Annotated in this window: 18 protein-coding genes and 3 pseudogenes; 13 read left to right on the top strand and 8 right to left on the bottom strand. The window is 35.3% G+C overall.

What is annotated here, in order from left to right:
* Nucleotides 1-108: 108 nt before the first annotated feature.
* Both YN1551_RS14285 and YN1551_RS14280 read left to right on the top strand, forming a co-directional pair.
* The gene (locus YN1551_RS14285; RefSeq protein WP_012712532.1) at nucleotides 109-1239 is read left to right on the top strand and encodes a thiolase family protein; all 1131 of its coding nucleotides are present in this window, start codon (nucleotides 109-111) and stop codon (nucleotides 1237-1239) included.
* Complete coding sequence (locus YN1551_RS14280) at nucleotides 1236-1511, top strand: zinc ribbon domain-containing protein (protein ID WP_012712531.1); 276 nt, start codon at nucleotides 1236-1238, stop codon at nucleotides 1509-1511. Before YN1551_RS14285 ends, YN1551_RS14280 begins: the two co-directional genes overlap by 4 nt.
* On the opposite strand, the gene YN1551_RS14275 is transcribed toward YN1551_RS14280, so the two are convergent.
* From YN1551_RS14275 to YN1551_RS14265, 3 genes and pseudogenes are all read right to left on the bottom strand, one after another.
* On the bottom strand, nucleotides 1503-1823 hold the full coding sequence (locus YN1551_RS14275; protein ID WP_012714575.1) for a TA0938 family protein: 321 nt from the start codon (nucleotides 1821-1823) through the stop codon (nucleotides 1503-1505). The genes YN1551_RS14280 and YN1551_RS14275 overlap by 9 nt on opposite strands.
* Nucleotides 1820-2731: a thiaminase II/PqqC family protein gene (locus YN1551_RS14270; protein WP_012716820.1), complete on the bottom strand. Its 912-nt coding sequence runs from the start codon at nucleotides 2729-2731 to the stop codon at nucleotides 1820-1822. Before YN1551_RS14270 ends, YN1551_RS14275 begins: the two co-directional genes overlap by 4 nt.
* A gap of 209 nt (nucleotides 2732-2940) precedes the next feature.
* Nucleotides 2941-4002, bottom strand: a pseudogene (locus YN1551_RS14265) (IS110 family RNA-guided transposase).
* A 362-nt stretch (nucleotides 4003-4364) separates the two neighbouring features.
* Here YN1551_RS14265 and YN1551_RS14260 point away from each other — a divergent pair.
* On the top strand, nucleotides 4365-5540 hold the full coding sequence (locus YN1551_RS14260; protein ID WP_012714572.1) for an MFS transporter: 1176 nt from the start codon (nucleotides 4365-4367) through the stop codon (nucleotides 5538-5540).
* On the opposite strand, the gene YN1551_RS14255 is transcribed toward YN1551_RS14260, so the two are convergent.
* Together YN1551_RS14255 and YN1551_RS14250 are read right to left on the bottom strand one after the other, a co-directional pair.
* Entirely contained in the window at nucleotides 5518-6558 is a 1041-nt protein-coding gene (locus YN1551_RS14255; RefSeq protein WP_012716816.1) for a hypothetical protein, read from the bottom strand. The genes YN1551_RS14260 and YN1551_RS14255 overlap by 23 nt on opposite strands.
* On the bottom strand, nucleotides 6549-6812 hold the full coding sequence (locus tag YN1551_RS14250; protein ID WP_012718183.1) for a hypothetical protein: 264 nt from the start codon (nucleotides 6810-6812) through the stop codon (nucleotides 6549-6551). Before YN1551_RS14250 ends, YN1551_RS14255 begins: the two co-directional genes overlap by 10 nt.
* Before the next feature lie 67 nt (nucleotides 6813-6879).
* Between YN1551_RS14250 and YN1551_RS14245 the strand changes: the two genes are divergently transcribed.
* The 4 genes from YN1551_RS14245 to YN1551_RS14230 all read left to right on the top strand — a co-directional run bounded on the left by YN1551_RS14245 (nucleotide 6880) and on the right by YN1551_RS14230 (nucleotide 10693).
* The gene (locus YN1551_RS14245; RefSeq protein ID WP_012718182.1) at nucleotides 6880-7275 is read left to right on the top strand and encodes a hypothetical protein; all 396 of its coding nucleotides are present in this window, start codon (nucleotides 6880-6882) and stop codon (nucleotides 7273-7275) included.
* Between the two features lie 89 nt (nucleotides 7276-7364).
* Complete coding sequence (locus YN1551_RS14240) at nucleotides 7365-9074, top strand: MFS transporter (RefSeq protein ID WP_012716815.1); 1710 nt, start codon at nucleotides 7365-7367, stop codon at nucleotides 9072-9074.
* 20 nt (nucleotides 9075-9094) lie between these two features.
* A complete protein-coding gene (locus tag YN1551_RS14235; protein WP_012714568.1) occupies nucleotides 9095-9952 on the top strand; it encodes an SMP-30/gluconolactonase/LRE family protein in 858 nt (285 codons plus the stop codon).
* Between the two features lie 30 nt (nucleotides 9953-9982).
* Nucleotides 9983-10693 (top strand): purine-nucleoside phosphorylase, encoded by a 711-nt coding sequence (locus tag YN1551_RS14230; protein ID WP_012714567.1) that lies wholly within the window; start codon nucleotides 9983-9985, stop codon nucleotides 10691-10693.
* 275 nt (nucleotides 10694-10968) lie between these two features.
* Here YN1551_RS14230 and YN1551_RS14225 read toward each other — a convergent pair whose 3' ends face one another.
* Nucleotides 10969-11370, bottom strand: coding sequence for a DoxX family protein (locus tag YN1551_RS14225; protein WP_012718181.1), 402 nt, complete (start codon nucleotides 11368-11370; stop codon nucleotides 10969-10971).
* Nucleotides 11371-11412: 42 nt separating this feature from the next.
* Here YN1551_RS14225 and YN1551_RS14220 point away from each other — a divergent pair, with 42 nt between their 5' ends.
* Nucleotides 11413-12621: an AIR synthase family protein gene (locus YN1551_RS14220; RefSeq protein ID WP_012716813.1), complete on the top strand. Its 1209-nt coding sequence runs from the start codon at nucleotides 11413-11415 to the stop codon at nucleotides 12619-12621.
* Here the strand turns inward: YN1551_RS14220 and YN1551_RS14215 are convergent.
* Nucleotides 12608-13516 (bottom strand): tetratricopeptide repeat protein, encoded by a 909-nt coding sequence (locus tag YN1551_RS14215; RefSeq protein ID WP_012716812.1) that lies wholly within the window; start codon nucleotides 13514-13516, stop codon nucleotides 12608-12610. The two genes, YN1551_RS14220 and YN1551_RS14215, sit on opposite strands and share 14 nt — an antisense overlap.
* 119 nt (nucleotides 13517-13635) lie before the next feature.
* Here YN1551_RS14215 and YN1551_RS14210 point away from each other — a divergent pair, with 119 nt between their 5' ends.
* The 5 genes and pseudogenes from YN1551_RS14210 (at nucleotide 13636) to YN1551_RS14190 (ending at nucleotide 19896) form a co-directional block, all read left to right on the top strand.
* Complete coding sequence (locus tag YN1551_RS14210) at nucleotides 13636-14265, top strand: YkgJ family cysteine cluster protein (protein WP_012718180.1); 630 nt, start codon at nucleotides 13636-13638, stop codon at nucleotides 14263-14265.
* Between the two features lie 75 nt (nucleotides 14266-14340).
* A pseudogene (locus tag YN1551_RS14205) lies at nucleotides 14341-15772 on the top strand (ABC transporter substrate-binding protein).
* A gap of 42 nt (nucleotides 15773-15814) precedes the next feature.
* A pseudogene (locus tag YN1551_RS14200) lies at nucleotides 15815-16740 on the top strand (ABC transporter ATP-binding protein).
* A 16-nt stretch (nucleotides 16741-16756) separates the two neighbouring features.
* Complete coding sequence (locus YN1551_RS14195; RefSeq protein ID WP_012718178.1) at nucleotides 16757-18403, top strand: ABC transporter permease; 1647 nt, start codon at nucleotides 16757-16759, stop codon at nucleotides 18401-18403.
* Between the two features lie 83 nt (nucleotides 18404-18486).
* On the top strand, nucleotides 18487-19896 hold the full coding sequence (locus tag YN1551_RS14190) for an MFS transporter (RefSeq protein WP_012714559.1): 1410 nt from the start codon (nucleotides 18487-18489) through the stop codon (nucleotides 19894-19896).
* On the opposite strand, the gene YN1551_RS14185 is transcribed toward YN1551_RS14190, so the two are convergent.
* Nucleotides 19889-20842, bottom strand: coding sequence for a zinc-dependent alcohol dehydrogenase (locus YN1551_RS14185; RefSeq protein WP_048052396.1), 954 nt, complete (start codon nucleotides 20840-20842; stop codon nucleotides 19889-19891). The two genes, YN1551_RS14190 and YN1551_RS14185, sit on opposite strands and share 8 nt — an antisense overlap.

Genomic DNA, 20842 nt, shown 5'->3' with positions numbered 1-20842 from the left:
AACATTTCTTATCAACAAGCACTATTTTTGTTTGAGCTCGAGAAACGAAGTTTATGTTCTCTTTATCGGAAGTTCAATTTTATATTTTAAATGTGAAAACTCACATGAATGGTTGCAATTATTGATGCAAACTTAACTAGATTCGGAAAGAGAAAGGAGAGCTTATTAGAGCTTGCAGGAGAGGTTGTGTTACCATTAATACGAAAAAATGAAATTGATTTTGTAGTAGTTTCTAACAGCTATTCCGGAGAGTTTAACTCCTTATCTGGGATAAATAACTTAATTACAACTTATTTATCGATAGATAGAGTACCATCAATTAGGGTTGATAATACCAGTGGAAGTGGAGGCTCTGCAATATTAGTTGCTAAATCTTTACTTGATTCTAAAATAGCTAAAACCGTGTTAGTCTTAGGAGTTGAGAAGATGTCCGAGAAGAATACTAAGCAAGTTACATCAGTAATAGCCTCCTTGCTTCCGTCAGAAGAAAAAATTGCTGGGTTAACTCTACCTTCACTTGCAGGATTAATGACCAAGGAGTATATGAGGAGATATAATGCATCAAGGGAGGCCTTTGCTTTAGTAGCAGTCAAAAACCATTATAATGGATCTTTAAATCCCTATGCTCACATACAGAAGGTAGTGTCTTTAGATGAAGTTTTGAATTCCCCTATCATAGCAGATCCCTTAACCCTTTACGAATTTACCCCAATTAGCGATGGGGCTTCAGCGATAGTTATGGTAAGCGATGAAGATGCTTATAGTTTTACCAATAAGCCTGTGTTTATAAAAGGTATTGGTGCTTCTTCAGATACGTCATATTTATCTGAGCGTGAGAACATATTGTCAATAAATGCGGTGAAAATTGCTGGATTGACTGCTAGGAAAATGGCAAAGGTTGATCAAGTTGATTTCGCTGAACTACATGATATGGCAACTGTTCTGGAAATAGTCGAGGCTGAAGAGTTGGGTTTATTAAAGAAAGGAGAAGGATGGAAGGCATATTACGATAATTACACCGCAATTAATGGTGAAATTCCAATAAACACCAGTGGAGGGTTGAACTCTAAAGGCCACCCAATAGGGGCAAGCGGTGTAGCTCAAGCAGTTGAGGCGTTTCTACAGATTAGGAACGAAGCGGGGAGTAGACAAGTTAAAAATGCTAGAGTTGGTCTGTCGTTAAGTATGGCTGGTTTTGGGAATTCTGCAACTGTAGTAGTTTACGGTGACGAGCCTTGATCTATGTATGTAAAAATTGTGGCTATTCGTTTTGGGTTAAGAGGGCTAGATGTCCAAGGTGTTACTCAACGGAATTCAACACAAGAGATGATATAAGGGAAGGTGAGCTACTGATATCGTGGAAATTGACCGCTACTCCAGATGGATTTGAAGACAATTATTGGCTTTGTTTAGTCAAAATAGATAATGTTAAAGTGTTCTGTAGGTCCTTAAAAGAGCCTAAAAATAAAATGATGATAAAAGAAAATGGCTTATGTGAGCCATTAGCTTAGTTCCTTGAAAGTCTCTATTCCAGCATCATCATTAAACTTAACGTAAAATTTATACTCCCTATTTCCATTTTTAGCTGAGCACGTCCTCCCAGTATAATAATTTCCATTGATTATTAATTCGTCAATTCTACTCCAATTGGTTCTTTTCTTTACTTCATTAACCATGTTTACAAATTCTAACGCACATATATCACAGCAGAAGAACAACTTCTCTCCGTCAATCTCTTCATAGTAATCTCCCCAAGTTCCTCCACAGAGTGCACAACCATTCTCCTTTGTACCGGCTTCTTTTCCGTTTACGACGATCTTCATTTTATTATCACCTTTACCAGACTGGGTTCTATTTCGAATCCTCTTTCTAATCTGGCTAATAAATACTTTGAAAAAGCATCAAATGACTTAAGAACAGTAACTTGTACTTCTTCCCTTATATTCATCTCTTCTGCATATTTTTCAACCATTTCTAGGGCTTCTCCCGCGTGTGAGATATCAGCCTCATAACCTTCCCTCAGAAAGTCCTTAACAGCTTGGGGAAACTCTTCAGAAGTGAGTATGGCTTGATTAAAATAAGGTAATCTAGCCCCATATTTAACTAAACTCCTATCAGCTACTAATTCGAGGCTATGCATTGATGCCATTGTTTCTAACCAAGTTTTACTCTCAGCTATTTTTCTCCATGTCTTTATCGCTGATTGCGTAGAGGGCAATGGTAGCTTTGATAATATTTCCTCCCTAGGCATTCCCAAGGCTTCTCCCATTCTTATTAACAACTCGTAATGGGCTGGTCTTCCATTATATCCTAAAAATTCAACTGAGATATTCTCTAACTCGTATTGCATAACATCATCCTTGTTAGTTTTGAATACTATTGATGATAACACTTTTACCCAATTCTTTAAGAAGTGTTGATGCTCAATTACATAGCCTAATAGCACACCCCTAGTTGGTTTCTGCATTGCGACAATAAACGGATGTGGATTTTCTCCATAAAACTTCTCTATAAACCTCTTCCTAATCCACATTGCTAAACCATCTGGAGTTGAGAAGAAGCTCTCTAAATTACTTGCTAGTTCACTAACTTCTATTCTCTTCATTGATATATTTCTGTTTAACCACATTACATGAGATGGGTCACTCTTATAATTTGCTAGCAAGTCCATGTGCTTGGCTAAATCCTCCCATGAGTTAAATTTCATTTCACATGAGGGGCATATTGGCATAAGTAATACTCAATGTTTTCCTTATTAAGTTTAATTTAGTTAGAGAGTATGTCCATAGTTTCGTTATTGACCTACTTATTTTTGCATAACCAGTATTACTCCTACGGGCGTTCAGTAATAAATCTTTCGCTCAAACTTCAAGCATAGTACTAGCTAACATTGCCACGTGGGTCCTTTCAACCCACGTGGCGATTCGGGGAAGGGCTTACTTATTTAGGCTCATAAGGCCTATTATTATACCAAACACTCCAAACAACCCTTGCCAACTTCCTAGCCAAAGCAACATACAACTTCCTACCTTTCAACCTATCCTTGTGTGTCTCATAAAACTTCAATAAGGTTGGATTCCTAGAATAATTCCTCACTGCCAAAAAGTAGAACAAGCTACGCAAGTACTTATTACCCCTCTTGGAAATCCCCCTACTTATCACAGCTCTTCCACTCCTCTCAACTACGGGATCTAAACCACAATAAGCCACAAAGGACTCTGGTTTAGGAAAACGCTTAACATCACCAACAATACCAGCTGCAAGCTTCCCAACACCTGATATAGTCAATAGGACATGATCTTGAGGAACTTGCCCTTCAATCATCCTCCTAACCTCCTTCAACCTCTCTTGAATCTCAAGGAGGTTTTTAGCCAAGATTTTGATCTCCTCAAGCACTATTGGCGTGTATTCAAGTTGGTAGAGCTCTTCTCGTGTAAAATCTCCTTTCGCAAGTCTTTCCAACCTATCCTTGTTTACCTTATCGTTATCACTTACTAAGAATTATGCCCTCTTTAACCTATTCTTGTATTTCGTCTCTATGTCCTTTAGGAAGAGGTAGAGTGTTGTCATTTCCTTTAAGGGGTTGTAATCGTACTCCTTAGCCTTGTTAACCATGTTTTCTAATTTTTCTGCATCGTAAAAATCTGTTTTCTTTCCCCTAAGCTCTTTTTCTCCTGATAACACGTTTGGGCTGACTTGTAGTACTTTTATCCCTTTCTCCTTGAAGTATTGTGAAGGCCTTATTGCGTATACTCCGGTAGGCTCTAGGACTATTGTGCAAGGTTTCATCTTGAGGATTTCCTCATAACCCTTCTTACTGTTCTCGTATCTTCTCACCCTCCCCCTGCTAGTTATTAAATGTTCTTTTGATATATCTATTCCTATTACCCCTACCTCTTTGTCACACCTATATTCGTGAATTTTATCACAATGTTCAGTCCGATGGTAGGGGTTAGTCACGCCCGTAGCCGAAGACTTTGCTTCAGAACTCACGTCGACCATGTTTCCCCAGTCGAGGAGAGTATTACTCTCCCCGACTAATAAACCTATATAGGAATTCACGTAAAACAAGTGAATGACTAAACCAAGTATTTCAAGAGTAAAAGAAATAGACAAGTAGACGACTAGTCTTCTGGTAGCAAAATTTCGTGAAAACATCGTATAATATATACTGTTCATGAGCCTTTAAGTCGATAAAGAGTTTTAAATTTATGTAAAAATATTAATAATAAATAGGCCAATAAAGAGACTCTACGAAAATATCTGAAGTATAGAGTATTTGAGGTAAATTTTTCTAAAGCACTAATAGCAGATAAAACGAAAAACAGTTAAACTACTAAATTCTCTTATTATTAGGTGATTTTTTGCAAGAAGATTATGGCTATACTTTTCTTTTATTGTCAAGAGTTTTAAGAAGTGTTGGGATAATTTATATAACTCTCTCCTCTTCACTTTATTTATCTGCGATCGGTGTTAAACCAGAAATTATAGGAATAATATTTCTAGGAGCCATAGGATTCTCATCAGCCCTCAACTTAGCCCTAGGTATGATAGGTGACAGAACTGGCTATAAAAAAGTCCTAATCTTTGTAGAAATATTAGCTTCAATTTCATCAATATTACTCGCGCTTTCGATAAATCAAATACTAATCTTTGCGGCTCTTATAATAGGGGGAGTTGGAGGAGCTGCAGGCGGTATAAGAGGAGTATTTTCGCCAGGATTAACTGCATTAGTAGCCAGCAATTGGAATGATGAAAAGGAAAGGGTAAGAAGATTAAGTTTCTTGATGTCAGCTTCGTCATTATCTGGAATAGGAGGAAGTATTCTTCTTTCGTTAAGGTCTTATATAAGTAATTCCGTTGATGGATATAGAATGCTATATTTCATATCATTTGTATTACTCTTAGCTTCGGCGATATCATTACTTTTTTGTAAAGAAGTTACGAGGCCTAAAAAGACTTCTAAGGTTATGAAGAAGTCTAGTATGAAATTCATTTCAAAAGTCGTAGTTTCGAACTCGATAACTGGGTTTGGACTAGGTATAGCTATCCCGCTACTTCCATTATGGTATAATCTAGCCTTTCATGCTAACTCCTTTGAAATAGGGCTAATCTTTACAATATCTTACTTAACAACTGCAATTGGTTCACTGCTTTCAAATAAAATAAGGTTTGATCCATTAAAGGTTGCTTCAATAACTAGGATATTGAATGGGGTATTTTTAATTGCAATGGCTCTTTCACCATGGTTACCTTTAGCAGCTGGATTATACATTGCTAGGGGGCTTAATGCGGGTGTTGGAGCTCCAAATAGGAGTGCAGTCAATGTTAGAGGTGTTTCTGCTGAAGATTTCGGTACTGCTTCAAGCTTTCAGGGATTGGCGACAAGACTATCTCAGATGAGCTCAGCTATTAGCGGTTACTTATTAGATGTTTCATACTCATTACCATTGGAAATAGGAGGGCTGTTGCAAACTGTGGGAGGTTATCTCTATATGAAACTGTTAGCAACTTCTACTAATAAAAAAGTCGATTCTTAACTAGCGGAATTATGCCTATTATGATGATTGTAAGAATTTGTTCTAGAAGTAAATAATATGAGGATAGTTGTAATGAAGAATAGAGTCCATATGCGAGTAATCCTAGACTTGTAAAGCCTAGTAGCTTTAGTTCATTTCTAATTGATAGTGTTGTTGAAATGAAGAAGATTATTAACGATACGTAAAGTGCAGTTAAGGATGGGACGATTGTGTAAATATAGTACATGTAGGGATTTATCAAGCTGGCCAGAGTAAATCCTACGAATGCCAAGATAAGATATCTTTTACTCTTGTTACTAAATTTGGATAGAACACTTTTTAGCGAGTAGAATTCCACTAATATTAACGAGAATGTGCTAAGTGACGAAATAAGATAGATCATTTTAGGAACGCTAAAAAAGGAGTCTAAAAGCATTATCGCTCCAGTTATTAAATACGCTAGGAGTATACTATTAATTCCCTCTTTGTTACCGTTTCCAACAAATGGTGTAAGGGTTATGCATATGTACAATAGAGAGGTTGAGAGAATGTTAGTTATGCTTAGTTCATAAGGGTTTACAAGTTTAAGATGCCAATTTATTGGGATTATAAATAAAATTTGTAGAATAATTGAGGCAAATAAGAATTCTAACTCCCTATCTAGGAAGGTTATTATTGAGATAGATCCTGCTATTCCAATTGTCAATAGTATAGATATTAATCCATTCAGATCTAGTATATAATATACTATATAATCCACAGTATAGCTCAAATAAAGGAAATAAGAAAAAAACCAGAAGTACAAGAAGTAATTAGAAAGTTTAGGAGTAAATTTGACTACATAATCGTAAAGTCCCCCTCTATCCCAGAATTTATTCATTAAATAGTATATAAGGAAAGTTATGGGTGCAAATATTATAAGAGATAAGACTACCTCAAATGGAGTTATGTTTTCTAGGAATTGTCCAACTAGTGCTAAAGGTCCGCCTATGGAAGAAAAAGAAAAACTAAAAACGAGTAGCTTTCTGTTTAGCCCCATGATCCTCCACTAGGACCTGATGTAGTAGTTGTAGTAGAAGATGATATAATTGATGAAATGCTAGTAGATGTGTATGTTGTAACATGGCTTGTAGTAGTTATTGGCTCATGTGATGTTGCAGCCATTCCAAAAAACGCTCCACCAATTATCAGAATTATTATAGAAATTCCTAGTATTATAAGACCCATTTTGCTAATTTTCATTCTTTCACAAGTTTCCTCATCACTTTTACATCGATTTAAATCTTTTCCCAAATATCGTTTTCAATCTAATTAAAGATTTGGGCAAAATCTTAATATAGATTGAATTAGAGAGTAGCATATGCCAAAAATTTCAATTTCCTTATTAGCCTTAGGGGTAGTTGCAGGAATAATTAGTTTTGCGTGGGCTGCAGATCATCTGCCATTATATAATGTAAGATTTTTACCTTTTGGTCTAAGGGCATTTTTCGCCTTCGACTCGATCTTAGCCATTGTTGCTGGTATTCTCTTTATACTCTCATTTAGACTCTTTGCATTGAAAATTATATATCTCTTAGAAGTAATATATTGGTGGGTAAATTATCTGCTCCTTACTTTAACTAGAGTACTTCCAGCACCGCTTGTAGGTAGACCATTACCAGTAACCACTGGACCTGCTTTGATAGCTTTTGTTCTAGACATTATCCTCATAATATTATCTACAACTTTATACATTCTCGTAAGTGGTAAGCTGTAGTTAAATCATTATAAATTTATGATTTTTTAAAAACGCATGATTGATATTGGGCAAAAGTTTTAATAAATTAAAGTTAAGTCTTTAACTATATGGTTCAGTACAAGTGGATTGCATTATCCAATACAAGTCTTGGTGCATTCATGGGATTTATGAACGCTAATGTAGTATTAATAGCATTACCAGCAATATTTAGAGGAATTAACATTAATCCATTTAACTCTTTCCAATACTTATTATGGATCCTATTTGGTTATAGTATAGTATCAGCAATCTTAGTAGTAAACGTAGGTAGGATTTCAGATATTTTTGGAAGGGTAAGAATGTATAATTTAGGATTCCTAATTTTTACCATTGCGTCACTATTACTATATCTAACTCCTGGTAAAGGAGGAATAGCAGCAATTCAACTAATAATTTATAGGATACTTCAAGGTGTAGGAGGATCATTTTTGATGGCTAATAGTGCTGCAATACTATCTGAGGCATTTCCACCAAATGAGAGAGGATTTGCATTAGGGTTAAACGGTGTAATAGGAATATTTGGTGGAGTCTCTGGGATAATTATTGGTGGAATTCTTGCTTCAATATACTGGCGTGACGTATTTTTAGTGAGTGTTCCAATAGGCATTTTAGGAACCATTTGGTCATATAAATCATTAAAGCAGCTGAGTAAGCCTAATAGAAATCAAAGTATTGATGTAGTTGGAAATATATTATACGCTGTATCTCTTATATCAATATTGCTTGGAATAACGTATGGCATATTACCATATGGTAGTCAAGTGACTGGTTGGGCAAATCCATTTGTAATATCTGGTATTGTAGTAGGTGTTGGGATGTTCATTGGTTTCCTCATAGTTGAGAGTAGAGTTAAAGACCCTATGTTTAGAATAGAACTATTTAAAATTAGGGCATTTACGTCTTCTGCAATATCAATAATCTTAGCACAGTTAGCGTTTGGAGGTCTTCAACTAATGTTAGTATTATTGCTTCAAGCCATATGGTTACCTTTACACGGCTATAGTTATGAGGTAACACCTTTCTGGGCTGGAGTATATCTCCTTCCACTATTGGCTGGATTTGGAATAATGGGATCAATAGCAGGTAGACTTGCAGATCGTTATGGCGCTAGAAGCCTAGCAACCATTGGACTCTTAATTATGGGAATAGGAATTTTAATGCTAACTACATTGCCATACAATTTCAATTATGTAGAGTTTGCTCTGATAATATTTTTCATAGGGATTGGAAATGGGTTATTTGTATCACCTAACATGACAGCTTTAATGAATGCTTCACCACCACAGCATAGAGGATCAGCCTCAGGGATAAGAGCAATGTTAACTAATACCGGTAGTACCTTAAGTATTGGTATATTCTTCACTATAGTTATTGATACCTTATATATTTCCTTACCACCAGTATTAACTAGTGCACTAACTGCGGCTGGGGCTCCTCAACTTGTGCCAATATTAAGTAAAATACCTCCAACTGCCGCAATATTCGCTAGTTTTCTAGGCTATAACCCAGTCTCAACAGTACTTTCACAGTTACCGACTTCACTAGTTAACACAATTCCTGCTTCCACAATAGCTACCATAACGGGAACCCACTGGTTCCCTAACGTAATAGCACCGCCCTTCATGAATGCTCTACGAATTTCATTTTATGTTGCAGCGTCTTTGGTGTTTTTAGCTACCATAGTTTCAGCTCTAAGAGGAAAAACAATGATTTATGAAAGAGATTATATGAAGGCTACGCTTACAAACGTCTTAGATGATAAAAAGGATAAAAGCTAGTATATATTAAAATACTAAGCATGGAGCCGAATCTAATTACCTTAAGTAATTACAAGGCAGTTTTAGGAGAAGGTCCAGTCTACGATAAGGATTTAAACAAGCTCTTTTGGGTTGATATCGAGGGAAAGAGAATATTAGTTAACGATCTTAATACTGGTACTGAGGTATTCTATGAAATGCCGGATCTCGTCTCATCCTTATGTGTTATCGATGATAAGAGGGTTATTGCTACAATTAGACATGGATTTTATATAGTAAATTTAGAAAGAGGAGAGATTAAAAAGGTCGCTGAAGTGGAAACTGATATGGAATCGAATAGGTTTAACGATGGTAAATGCGATAAGCTTGGACGATACTGGGCTGGGACTATGAATATGAACGAAAGGAAACCAACTGGAAGTTTCTATAAGTTTAATGGTAATAAGGTAACTAAGATGCTAGAAGGTCTCACAGTGTCAAATGGTTTAGGTTGGGATCCAGATAATAAGCAAATGTTCCTTATTGATAGTCCAGTCAGAAAGGTTTTTGTGTTCGATTTCGACCTGAATAAAGGAGAAATCTACAATAGAAGAGTTGCAGTAGATTTTGGAAATGAACCAGGAAACCCCGACGGAATGGCAGTTGATGAGGAAGGGAATATTTGGGTAGCCCATTGGGGTGGAGGAAAGGTTAGTAGATGGAATCCTAAAACCGGAAAGAAATTGCTTGAAATAAAAGTTCCAGCAACCTATGTTACCTCAGTGACTTTCGGTACTCCAGAGTTAAATCAATTATTCATTACCACCGCTGGGAAGAGCCAAGATTCATTAGCTGGCAAAACGTTCACAACAAGAGCCAATGTAAGAGGATTACCCAATTTTAGGTTTAAAATCTCGTAAGTTTTATATCCTTAAGTGTTATTTTTCATTATGAATCCAGTTCACATTTTGGCTAAAAAAGGAGAAGTTGCGGAAAGGGTTCTAATAGCAGGAGATCCGGGTAGGGTCAGATTGTTGTCGTTATTGTTAGAAAGTCCTAGACTAGTTAACGAAAATAGGGGATTCCTAGTCTATACCGGTAAATATAATGGTGAAACTGTAAGTATAGCAACTCATGGAATTGGAGGTCCTTCTATAGCCATAGTTTTAGAAGAGTTAGCAATGTTAGGAGCCAAGGTTTTCATTAGATATGGCACAACTGGCGCATTAGTCCCCTATATTAACTTAGGAGAGTATATAATAGTGACTGGGGCATCTTATAACCAAGGAGGGTTATTTTATCAATATTTGAGAGACAATGTATGTGTGGCCTCTACTCCAGATTTTGAGTTAACTAACAAGTTATTAACGTCTTTCTCTAAAAAGGGTTTGAAGTATTATGTAGGAAACGTATTTAGTAGTGATGCATTCTATGCTGAAGATGAGGAATTTGTAAAGAGGTGGAGTAGTAGGGGTAATATAGCTGTTGAGATGGAATGCGCGACGCTGTTTATGTTAAGTAAGATTAAGGGATGGAAGAGTGCAACTGTTCTGGTTGTAAGTGATAATTTGGCTAAAGGTGGCGTTTGGATTTCAAAGGAGGATTTGGAGAAAAGTGTTATGGAAGGAGCTAGAGCTGTTTTAGATTCCTTGACTAGTTAACTTTGGAATTGTTTTTTAAATATATGTAAAAATTGACTTAGTAAAGTTATTTGCTGAGGACCACTTTAGGTGTTAAAATACGTTAATGATCAGATGTTAGAAGAGTATTGAAAATTCAGTTGATATCTAAACAAATGGAGGATTGCGACTTTAATGTTTATTAGTAATTTCTAAATAAAAGGCAAATCTAAACTAGAGCTTTATTAATTCCATAACACAGTTTATATTAAATAGAAAAATTTTAACGCTATGGTTCTACAAGAGGATTAAAAAAATTAAATTTGTGGACCAGCTAATAGGGCGAACTCGCCTGGACCTAATAGAAGTAATATTATTGCCCCTGCTAGGAATAGTATATCTAGATCTACTCCAGGATTCATTCCAGTAACTAGTGGTTTTTTCATCCTATGGCTTACTACTATAGTACCTAGGAAGAACAAAATTAATACCGCTGAAACTATTAGCGATATTGCTCCAATCATTATTAAAAGTCCTCCTAAAATTTCAACTAACATTGAAAGATCTACGAATATCGGTGGTACTCCTAACTGCTTTATGAATCCTTTAAATTGGGAATTAGCATTTTTATTAGCCTTAATTACACCGTGTGGTATTAGTGCGATTCCGTATAGTATTCTGAATATTAATAGACCGACTGAGGCTAGGGTTGGATCCATATTTGTTTCCTCCGGAAAACTACTTTACTTAGTAAAGCTTATATGATCAACTTAACTTCTGTTAACTTAGTTACCAGATGTAAAGTTAGTATAATAGAAGTATTATATACCTTTTTAAGGATATTATTGTATTTATTAGCATTTCTCAATTTTCATTCAATTGCTACTTATGGAAACGATTTGATTTACTTAACCTTTTTAAAGTTGCATTCATTTTCTCACCTAATGCATTTAGGAAAGATAAATGAGGATTTATTTAACAAGGTAATCTACCCTCACCTTGGGGAAAAGCGAACAGAAGTTCTAGTTGGTCCTCAGCATGGGGTCGATACTGCAGCAATAGATCTTCAAGATGGTAGAGTCTTAGTCGTAAAGACTGATCCAGTCTTCATAGTACCACAATTCGGATTCAAGAAGGCAGCGTGGTTTGCAGTACACATACTAGCTAGCGATGTAATGACCTCTGGTATTCCCCCTCAATATGCTGTAATAGATCTAAACTTACCTCCTAAAATTAAGGATGATGAATTTGAGGAGATGTGGATTGGCATTCACGAAGCATTAAAGGAGATTGAAGTAATGGTAGTTGGTGGTCATACGGGTGTTTATGAAGGTACTGATTATCCAATGGTTGGAGGATTCACGATGTTTGGAATAGGGGAGAAGGAAAAACTTGGAATGCCATCTAAGGTTAGAGTCGGAGATAGTGTAATAATGACAAAGGGCCCTGCGATAGAAGCCACTGGTCTCTTAACCAATCTTTACCCTGAGTATTTTAAACAAAGATTGGATAAGGAGACCTTCAATGAAGCTTATAATATGTATTGGAAAATGAGCTGTTGGAAAGATGGTTTAATAGCATCTAGAATTGGTATTCATCTTATGCATGACGCTACAGAGGGAGGAGTTTTTGGAGCTTTAACAGAGGTTGCAAGAGCAAGTGGTAAGGGTATGAATGTGTATGAGGATAAACTTTTCATTAATAGTGCTGTTAGAGAGGTAACTAGGTTAGTTAATATAGATCCATGGATATCCATAAGTGAGGGTACTATGATCATAGTTACTGATAAGGGAAAAGATGTGAGGGAAGCGTTGATAAAAGAAGGAATTGAGGCTGAAATAATTGGAGAAATAGTAGACCAAAGTGGAGATGTAAAGTTAGTTAAGAAAGATGGAAGTAGAGTAAAGATTGAACATCCATTAGAGGATCCCTTCTGGAGAGCGTTTTTCGATTTAGCTAGCAAAACTTAACTAATATTTTCTCTATAAGTTCTCTAGTTTTTTCCTTAAATTTTCTCTCCTTACTTTCTTCACAAATAACTTCTCTATATTCCTCCGTCTCCTCTAAATATTCTGTTAAAACTTTTGTCACTCTTCTCTTATCAATCTCTGCTAGGACTTCTATTTCTGTTAGTTTTATGTAAGGGTTATCTGGATCAATATCTATAGCTTTCTTTATGGTCTCATAAGCCTCATTAATTTTTCCCATAAAGATTAATGTTCTAGCTTTGCCTTCGTAATGATACGGATCTTCTGGATTTACACCTATTGCCCTATCGTAGTACTCAAGGGCTTGTTTATACTTTCCTATCGTAAAATACGTATACGCTATTGCGTAGAGGTTTTTATCATCGTTTAAGTTAGTCCTATACTCCTCAATTGCTTCGTTGTATTTCTTCAATTGAAATAAAATATCACCTTTTAACTTATGAACTAATGGAGAGTTGTCAAATTTTAAAGCCTCATTAACCTCTTTTAAAGCTTTTTCATAATCTTCTAGTTCATATAAGATATTAGCCATGTAGTAATGATATTCCTTCTCCTTATTAGGTATATCCTTATCGATCTCTACTGAAAGTTGAAGTTCCTTTAAGGCCCTTCTTATTAATTTTTCATCGCCATTGGCATATCCTTCACCATATAGTGAATAACCTAACAGACAATGGTATTTTGCCTCATCCCCCTTTAGCCTAACCGCTTTACTTAAGCTATCTATTGCCCTTTTATACTTACCAGCCTTAAAATATACTAGCCCCATTAAATAATATAGTTCTGGATCGTCTTTCTTTTGCTCTATTTTTTCTTTAATTCTCTTTAAGGCCTCACTGTATTTCCCTTTATTTATTAGCTCTAATATTTCACTCATCTATTCTTCTTTAGCTCCTCTTATTTAATAACGTTTTCTTTTGTTCACTAGCTTTAAGTCTTCAATTTCTATATTAATATTAGGATAACCATTTATTTTTCAAATTCCATTCTTCGTATATGAAAATTAACGCTGATCAGATTAATCTAATAACGAAGAGAGGTTTAAGAGGTGATTTGAAAAGCTTTGAGAGATTACTAGACTTTCTAGAAAAATATGAGGGTATATCTATAATAAAGTATGGTATGTATTCTTTGATATTTCAGATCGCCATGAATAAATTTATAGATACTTCAAAAGACTGTGAGGAGTGTGGAGGGAAATGTTGTCAAATTGGTTATCCCGTACCAGTTTATGGATTTGATTACGAGGAGTTAAGGAATAGGTTGAACACAGATGATTTGAAGAAATTGGAAAAAATAGAGAATGACTTATTTTTATTACGAAGGCCTTGCCAATTTCAAAAGGGATGGCTCTGCAGTATTCACAAAATTAAGCCATACGCATGTCTCTCGTATCCATTCGCAACTGAAGATGAGCAAAAGGAAGTAATTAATTCATATGATGGGAAAGGAGTTCCAGATTTCAAAGTACCGGAATATTGTCCAGCAGGGAAGCGAGTAAAGGATATTATGAACAAAATTATTAATGATTTAATTAACAAGTTGGGAAGGGTTCCTACTCCGAGAGAGTTATATAATGAGTTAAAATCAAGATATTATAGGAATGAGGAAACCACCAGTAAATGAGTTGATGATTAAACCTTCAGTGTACTGATTTTGACTTGGGTTATTTTTTTAAAGTAGAAGTTGTATCTGATAAACATGAAAGCTATTTCAACTCTTGCAATAGCCATTATAATAATAATTGTAATAGCTGTAGTAGCTGCTGCGGCGTATTTCATCACCTCAAGTAGTCATCCTTCTGTTGCGACGACCACTACACCGACCATTGCTACCAATACAACTGCACCAGTTACACTAACAGTAGTTACATTTAGTGGAGAATTCGCGAACCTTATCCAATACGCTGGTGATATTCCATCAAATTCATCCAAACGTTCAAGTTGAAGTTATCAAATACCCATTTAGTGAGTACATTCAGAAAGAACTTACAGCTCTTGAAGCTCATTCTTCCCAATATGATATTGTAGGCTTCACTTCGACTTCTGCTTTACATGTTGCACCATATTTGTTGCCTTTAAATCAATCAGTTTTTAATTTCTCTGATATAATATATCCTCAAGAAGATTTCGGAGGATTATACTATAATGCATCTACAAATAAAACTGAAATAATAGGTATTGCGTACGAGACTGCTGTTTATTTAATGGCATACAATGCCACAATATTTGATAATCAGACCTTAGCACAAGAATTTGAGCAAGAATATCACATGAACTTTTCACCTATTACGTACGAGAATTGGACTGTAGTTTTAGATGTTGATCAATTTCTAATGTCACACCATATTACAAAATACGGTTTCCTAATTGACGACCATGTTGCACATGGGATTATCGACGCATTCCCTGCAGTATATGGCTGGTACTACTTTAGGAATAGCTCATTAAATATGGGTAATCTAGCTGGTTTACCTAACTATAACATAATGTTTGAAGGGAAAATATTGCCAGGCTTTAACTATCCTCTACCATCGTTTGATTCAACCTCTGGCGTTCAAGCTCTAATCACCTATAGGGAATTGGTTAGTTATGAACCCAGCCCATCACAAATTCAAATATCATATGATAATCTTCCAGAATTCTTCTCTCAAGGAGCAGGTGCGTTTCTATTTACTTCCCAGTTGAGTTATATTAACAATTCTAAAGATGTACTATTAGCACCCTTGCCTGGGGGATATGCAGAAACTGGTACTGACTTTTTAGGCATTAGTAAGTACTCAGCACATCCTCAATTAGCTCTAGAGTTTTTGCAATTTTTAGTATCTCCTAAAATACAAGAGAGTGCGTTCTTAAAATACGGTAAGTCCCCGATTTCTAAACAAGCTTTTCTCTCATTAGTAAGCAACTCCTCATTGCCATCCTATCAAAGGGAGTGGTTACAAGAGACTTATTTATCAGCGTTAAATGCGACAGCGAACCCTCCAAATGTTCCACAAACGTATCCGTCGTTAATTCCAAGCTTCAATAATGAGGCGTTTCAGTTCTTAACAGCATCTCAATATAATGAGATATATGCTATGTATGTATTACAACAAGCAGCAAACGCGTGGATCAAGGCACTTTCTTCATAACAAAAGTTAATGCTTTTTATTTTTATATCTTATTGATAGTTCGTGATTACGCTAAAGGAGGTTACAAAGTTTTTTGGGAGTTTTAAGGTCATAGATAATATTAGCCTTAATGTTGAGAAAGGGGAGTTTTTCGTAATTTTAGGCAAGTCAGGTTCTGGTAAAACCACCTTGTTAAGGCTAATTGCTGGTTTAGAGAGAGTTAGTAGTGGAAAAATATTTATTGGCAGCATGGACGTTACTGATTTACCACCCTCGAAAAGAGATATTGGAATGGTTTTTCAAAATTATGCGTTATACCCGAATAAAAAGGTTTTTGAGAACTTGATGATTGCATTGGAAAATTCAAGAATCGACAAGAAAGATAAGGAGGAGAGAATTATGGAAATTTCCAAGGAACTCGAAATATACCATTTAATGGATAAATATCCAGTTCAACTCTCTGGAGGACAGCAACAGAGAGTCGCTATAGCTAAAGCATTAGTAAGAAGACCTAAGGTACTACTGATGGACGAACCTTTATCTAATCTCGATGTGCAGCTGAGGTATTCGGCAAGGAAATTGATCAAGAAAGTTCAAAAGGAATTCAACATTACTACGGTATACGTTACACATGATTCAAATGAGGCTTTAGCAATTGCGGATAGAATTGGTGTAGTTGACAAGGGTAGACTACTACAAGTGGGGATTCCCGAAGAGATCTACAATAATCCATCAAGTGAAGATGTTGCGTCTTTGATTGGTATCCTCCAATGAGTTTTGCTAAAATTGATGGTAAGATAATTGGCGTTAGACCAGACGACGTTACTATAAGGAATGATGGTAAGTATGAAGGAGTTGTAAGTAATTGCGAATTTTGGGGTTCATATTATTTAATTTACATAGATTTTATTGATAACGAAGTTAAGGCAATGACTAAGGAAAGGATCAAGGAAGGCTCTAGGGTTAAATTTGATTTCATTAATTATTAAGGTAAGGTGTTTGGTAATGGTTAAGTATTCCATCCCTTACCTAGTATATATTATAATTTTTGGCATAATACCACTAATTCTAACCTTTGTTATTGTTGGAGTTAATTTATCTAGTGCGATAAAGTCTTCCTTTAGCATTGCTCCTCCACTAGAAATAATATATAATACGTTTTTCTTTTCATTATTTATTGCAGTAGTGTCAACATTATTAGGGTATATTATAGCCATCACTGTTGACATGTATCCTAAAAAGTTACTAATTCTTTTAATATTACTATCGTTTACAATACCATTTACGGCATCAGCTTTGATATGGGTTATAAGTTTTTACGGAGGTTATGGATGGTTTACATACTTGTTGGGTATAAATTATGATCCATTATACTTTTCTAAAAGTGCATTATTTGCAGTAAGTTTAGTAAGTGCGTGGAGTTCTGTTCCTTTAGCTTTCCTTTTAATTTTGGCATCCTTGAGGAGTATTCCTAAGGAGATAAAAGAGTCTTCTCAAATAGATGGTTTAACATTATCTCAATATTACTTTAAAATAGCCTTTCCGTATTCATTAAAGGGAATTTTACTAGCGTTTTTGATAACCTTTGTCCTTTCCATGGGTAACTTTGACTTACCTTATGTTATGACTCAAGGAGGTCCAGGTTTTTCTAAAACAACATTACCATTAATTGTATACTTCATGATGTTTCAATACGATAACTTCTCTGGTGGGGCGCTTTTCGCGTCGATTTTAGCGTTAATAGCCTCAATACCAGCAATCGGCGTTGTATTACTGGTGAAAAGTAAGGGTTTCAGATTTTCTCTTCCAGCAGTAAAAATTCCTGACAAAGTATTCAGAGTGTTAATGTTAGTAGTGTCTTCAATTATCATAATATTCTTAGACTTTCCAGTATATTGGATGGTATTAGTAGCTACTAGACCAAATACCTTAGACTTTTTAAAACCTCCCGTTTTAATCCCAAAGGAGTTTACGCTCTCATACGTAATTTCATCATTAGAGTCATCTGTTCCATACATTATATCTTCAGTTATAGTATCATTGATCGTAGGTATCCTTACAATATTGTTATCTAGTCTGGGAGCATACGAGGGTGCCAGAAAGTTCTGGTTCTGGTTACTATTATTATCAATTTACCTCTATGCGTTACCATCTACCTCATACATTATTCCAGTATATTTAATGACTTCTGACTTACATTTAATAAACAGCTGGATAGGATTAGCATTGCCTTCAGCGATATTTACAGTCTCATTTGCCTTTTGGACTATGTTTAACTTTTACATAGATTTTCCAAAAGTGTATGAGGAGGCCTCTGAAATAGACGGTATGAAGAACAAGATACTAAGATTGATATTGCCACTCTCAAGACCATTTCTAATTGCGACATTCGTAATCTCATTTACATTTGCTTGGCACCTTTTATTCTATCCTTTAGTTCTAAGTGAGACTCCCTATCAGATGAACTTTCCACCAACTGGAAGTGAGACTGCAACAATTTTTGCTCTAAATGCCATAAGTCAAGGGTCAGTTAATTGGGCCTTATTAGCCTCATCAGCTTTAGTAGCATCACTACCAGTCATAATAGTATCATACGTGGCGCAAGACTACATGTTAAGGGGTTTATACTCTGGTGGTATTAAGGGAGCATGATAATTTATCAATTCGTTAACAATTATTAGGTTTACCGTTTATTAAGCAAACTTTTTAAGATCCCACGTATCAGTTTAGACGCGATGAATACTAACTCTATCTTATTTGTATTAACTCTAGGATCTCTAATGGCTGCAGTTGATACCACGATAGTATTATTGGCACTACCTACTATTACGTCAAGCTTACATACCGACTTGTTATCGTCAATATGGGTACTTTTAGCTTACATGATAGTTATTTCAGTTTTATCAACACAAGCTGGTAGGATAGGTGATTTATTTGGAAAAGGAAAGATCTACAATCTAGGATTTGTAATATTTACAGCAGCCTCAGCCTTATGTGGTATTTCAGCTAATATAGATATGCTGATAATATTTAGAATTATACAAGCTATCGGGGGAGCAATGCTAGTGGCTAATAGTTCATCCATAGTAGCTGATGTTTTTCCACCTGATAGAAGAGGTAAGGCTTATGGAATAACTAGTTTAGGTTGGAATATAGGAGCGTTAGTGGGTATTATTTTAGGTGGAGTTTTGACTACTTTCTTAGGGTGGCAATACATATTTTACATCAATGTACCAATCGGAATAGCTGCTGTAATTTTAGGAATAATGAATATTAAAGATATTAGTAAGATTAATACGAAACTAGATATCCATGGGGCTATTCTGTTAGGCATCTCATTAGGTTTAATCTCGCTATCATTGATGTTTATAGCTGCATCTGGAATTTCTACAGATAGCGTTATAGAGCTAATTTTAGGTATAGTGTTAATACCATTTTTCCTCTTGAATGAAATTAGGAGTAGATATCCTATAATAAACTTGAAAGTATTCAAAATTAGACTCTTGGCATACTCAATCTTAGCTAATTTTCTCCAAGGTATAGGTGGACTTTCCTTGAGCTTCTTACTTATAATGTATCTTCAAGGCGTTAGAGGACTTAGTCCATTAGATAGCTCGTTATTGTTAACTCCAAGTTATGTTATTGCTAGCATTCTGGCTCCATTTATGGGAAAAGTTGCGGATAGGGGAAAGCCAGGCGTAGTTGCCGGCATAGGTTTAATATTCATTTTTATAACCTTGATTCTCTACTTCTTCTTGCTAACACCTATTACGAATTATTACTTAATTGTAGGAATAAGTGCAATCACTGGTATAGGTTCTGCTATGTTCTGGCCATCCAATTCTACTGCCATAATGTTTTATGCACCTAAAGAATATTATGGTTCAGTTTCTGGGCTATCTAGAACGTTAGGTAACATAGGTACTATTCTAAGCTATGTTTTAAGCATAGTAGTTGCAACTTTAAGTATACCAAGGAATGTTGCTTTTGAGATATTTATAGGGACTACCACGTTAAATGGAGACGTTAGTGCAACATTTGTAAATGGCTTACATTTTGCTTTTCTCATATCTTCGATAATAATAGTAATTGCTATGATATTCTCTTTTATGAGTGGGAAAACTAAAGAGAGTGTCACTAAATAGGATCCATTTTTACGAGGACTTTTATGTTAGGTTGTTCTATTACACATTTTCTGAAACATTCATTAATACTATCTATTGAACATACCTTGTCTACTATTTTATTGAATTTTTCTCTATTTCCACTAACAAGTTTTATAGAATTTAAAAAGTCATCTCTATTATATATAATTGAACCTTTAATTATTACCTCATTTCTAACTATAATATCTCTATTTAAGCTAATCTGTTCCTCGTCTAACCCAGTAATTATTAGCTCAGATCTAGCTACTGAGTTTTTAAGAATCGTCTGAGCTACTGATATACTCTCTTGGTTATTTATGGTATCTATAACTGCAATTCTATCATTAAACTCAAATTCACTAGTTACTTTAAACCCTTTCTCTTTAAGGATTTCCTCTTTTCTTCTATCCTTCTCTATAATAAATGCTTCTAATTCTTTTATTTGAGCTACTATCGATATTAGAGTTCCAGTACTGCCGCCCCCTAGTATTACTACTTTCCCTATCTCTTTGTCTATCTTATTCACTGCGGCGACAGCAACAGCCGTGGGTTCTATTAAAGCCCCTAATTCCAAATTTAAGTCATCAGGTATTATAAACACAAAATCTTTAGGTACGTTAATATATTCTGCCATTCCGCCATCAACATTAACTCCAATTGAGATTTTATTCTTACAGCTGTTATGAAATCCCCTTCTACAATTATTACAATGACCGCACCAATAATTTGGAAAGACAACTACTTTTTCCCCTTTTTCCGTTATCCCTGATATTTCGTGTCCTAAGACCAACGGTTCCTTAACCGGCTTTTTACCTAAATAGATATTCTTATCAGTACCACATATTCCTACGTATTTAGGGAAAACCTTTATTTCATACGAATTAGGAAGTTCATCCTTAACACTTTCTTTGATGAAATTTCTATTAAGAAAAAATACCTTCCACAG

The sequence above is a fragment of the Sulfolobus islandicus Y.N.15.51 genome, from assembly GCF_000022485.1.
GTDB classification, from domain to species: Archaea; Thermoproteota; Thermoprotei_A; order Sulfolobales; family Sulfolobaceae; genus Saccharolobus; species Saccharolobus islandicus.
This window is presented reverse-complemented; position numbering and strand designations above follow the sequence as displayed.

Bases quoted from the DNA above. Each gene is read 5' to 3' on its own strand.
- YN1551_RS14275 (WP_012714575.1), bottom strand. From the start codon at position 1,823: ATGAAGATCGTCGTAAACGGAAAAGAAGCCGGTACAAAGGAGAATGGT.
- YN1551_RS14210 (WP_012718180.1), top strand. From the start codon at position 13,636: ATGAAAATTAACGCTGATCAGATTAATCTAATAACGAAGAGAGGTTTA.
- YN1551_RS14270 (WP_012716820.1), bottom strand. From the start codon at position 2,731: ATGCCAATATGCCCCTCATGTGAAATGAAATTTAACTCATGGGAGGAT.
- YN1551_RS14245 (WP_012718182.1), top strand. From the start codon at position 6,880: ATGCCAAAAATTTCAATTTCCTTATTAGCCTTAGGGGTAGTTGCAGGA.
- YN1551_RS14255 (WP_012716816.1), bottom strand. From the start codon at position 6,558: ATGGGGCTAAACAGAAAGCTACTCGTTTTTAGTTTTTCTTTTTCTTCC.
- YN1551_RS14235 (WP_012714568.1), top strand. From the start codon at position 9,095: ATGGAGCCGAATCTAATTACCTTAAGTAATTACAAGGCAGTTTTAGGA.
- YN1551_RS14195 (WP_012718178.1), top strand. From the start codon at position 16,757: ATGGTTAAGTATTCCATCCCTTACCTAGTATATATTATAATTTTTGGC.
- YN1551_RS14190 (WP_012714559.1), top strand. From the start codon at position 18,487: ATGAATACTAACTCTATCTTATTTGTATTAACTCTAGGATCTCTAATG.
- YN1551_RS14215 (WP_012716812.1), bottom strand. From the start codon at position 13,516: ATGAGTGAAATATTAGAGCTAATAAATAAAGGGAAATACAGTGAGGCC.
- YN1551_RS14230 (WP_012714567.1), top strand. From the start codon at position 9,983: ATGAATCCAGTTCACATTTTGGCTAAAAAAGGAGAAGTTGCGGAAAGG.
- YN1551_RS14240 (WP_012716815.1), top strand. From the start codon at position 7,365: ATGGTTCAGTACAAGTGGATTGCATTATCCAATACAAGTCTTGGTGCA.
- YN1551_RS14220 (WP_012716813.1), top strand. From the start codon at position 11,413: ATGATCAACTTAACTTCTGTTAACTTAGTTACCAGATGTAAAGTTAGT.
- YN1551_RS14225 (WP_012718181.1), bottom strand. From the start codon at position 11,370: ATGGATCCAACCCTAGCCTCAGTCGGTCTATTAATATTCAGAATACTA.
- YN1551_RS14285 (WP_012712532.1), top strand. From the start codon at position 109: ATGGTTGCAATTATTGATGCAAACTTAACTAGATTCGGAAAGAGAAAG.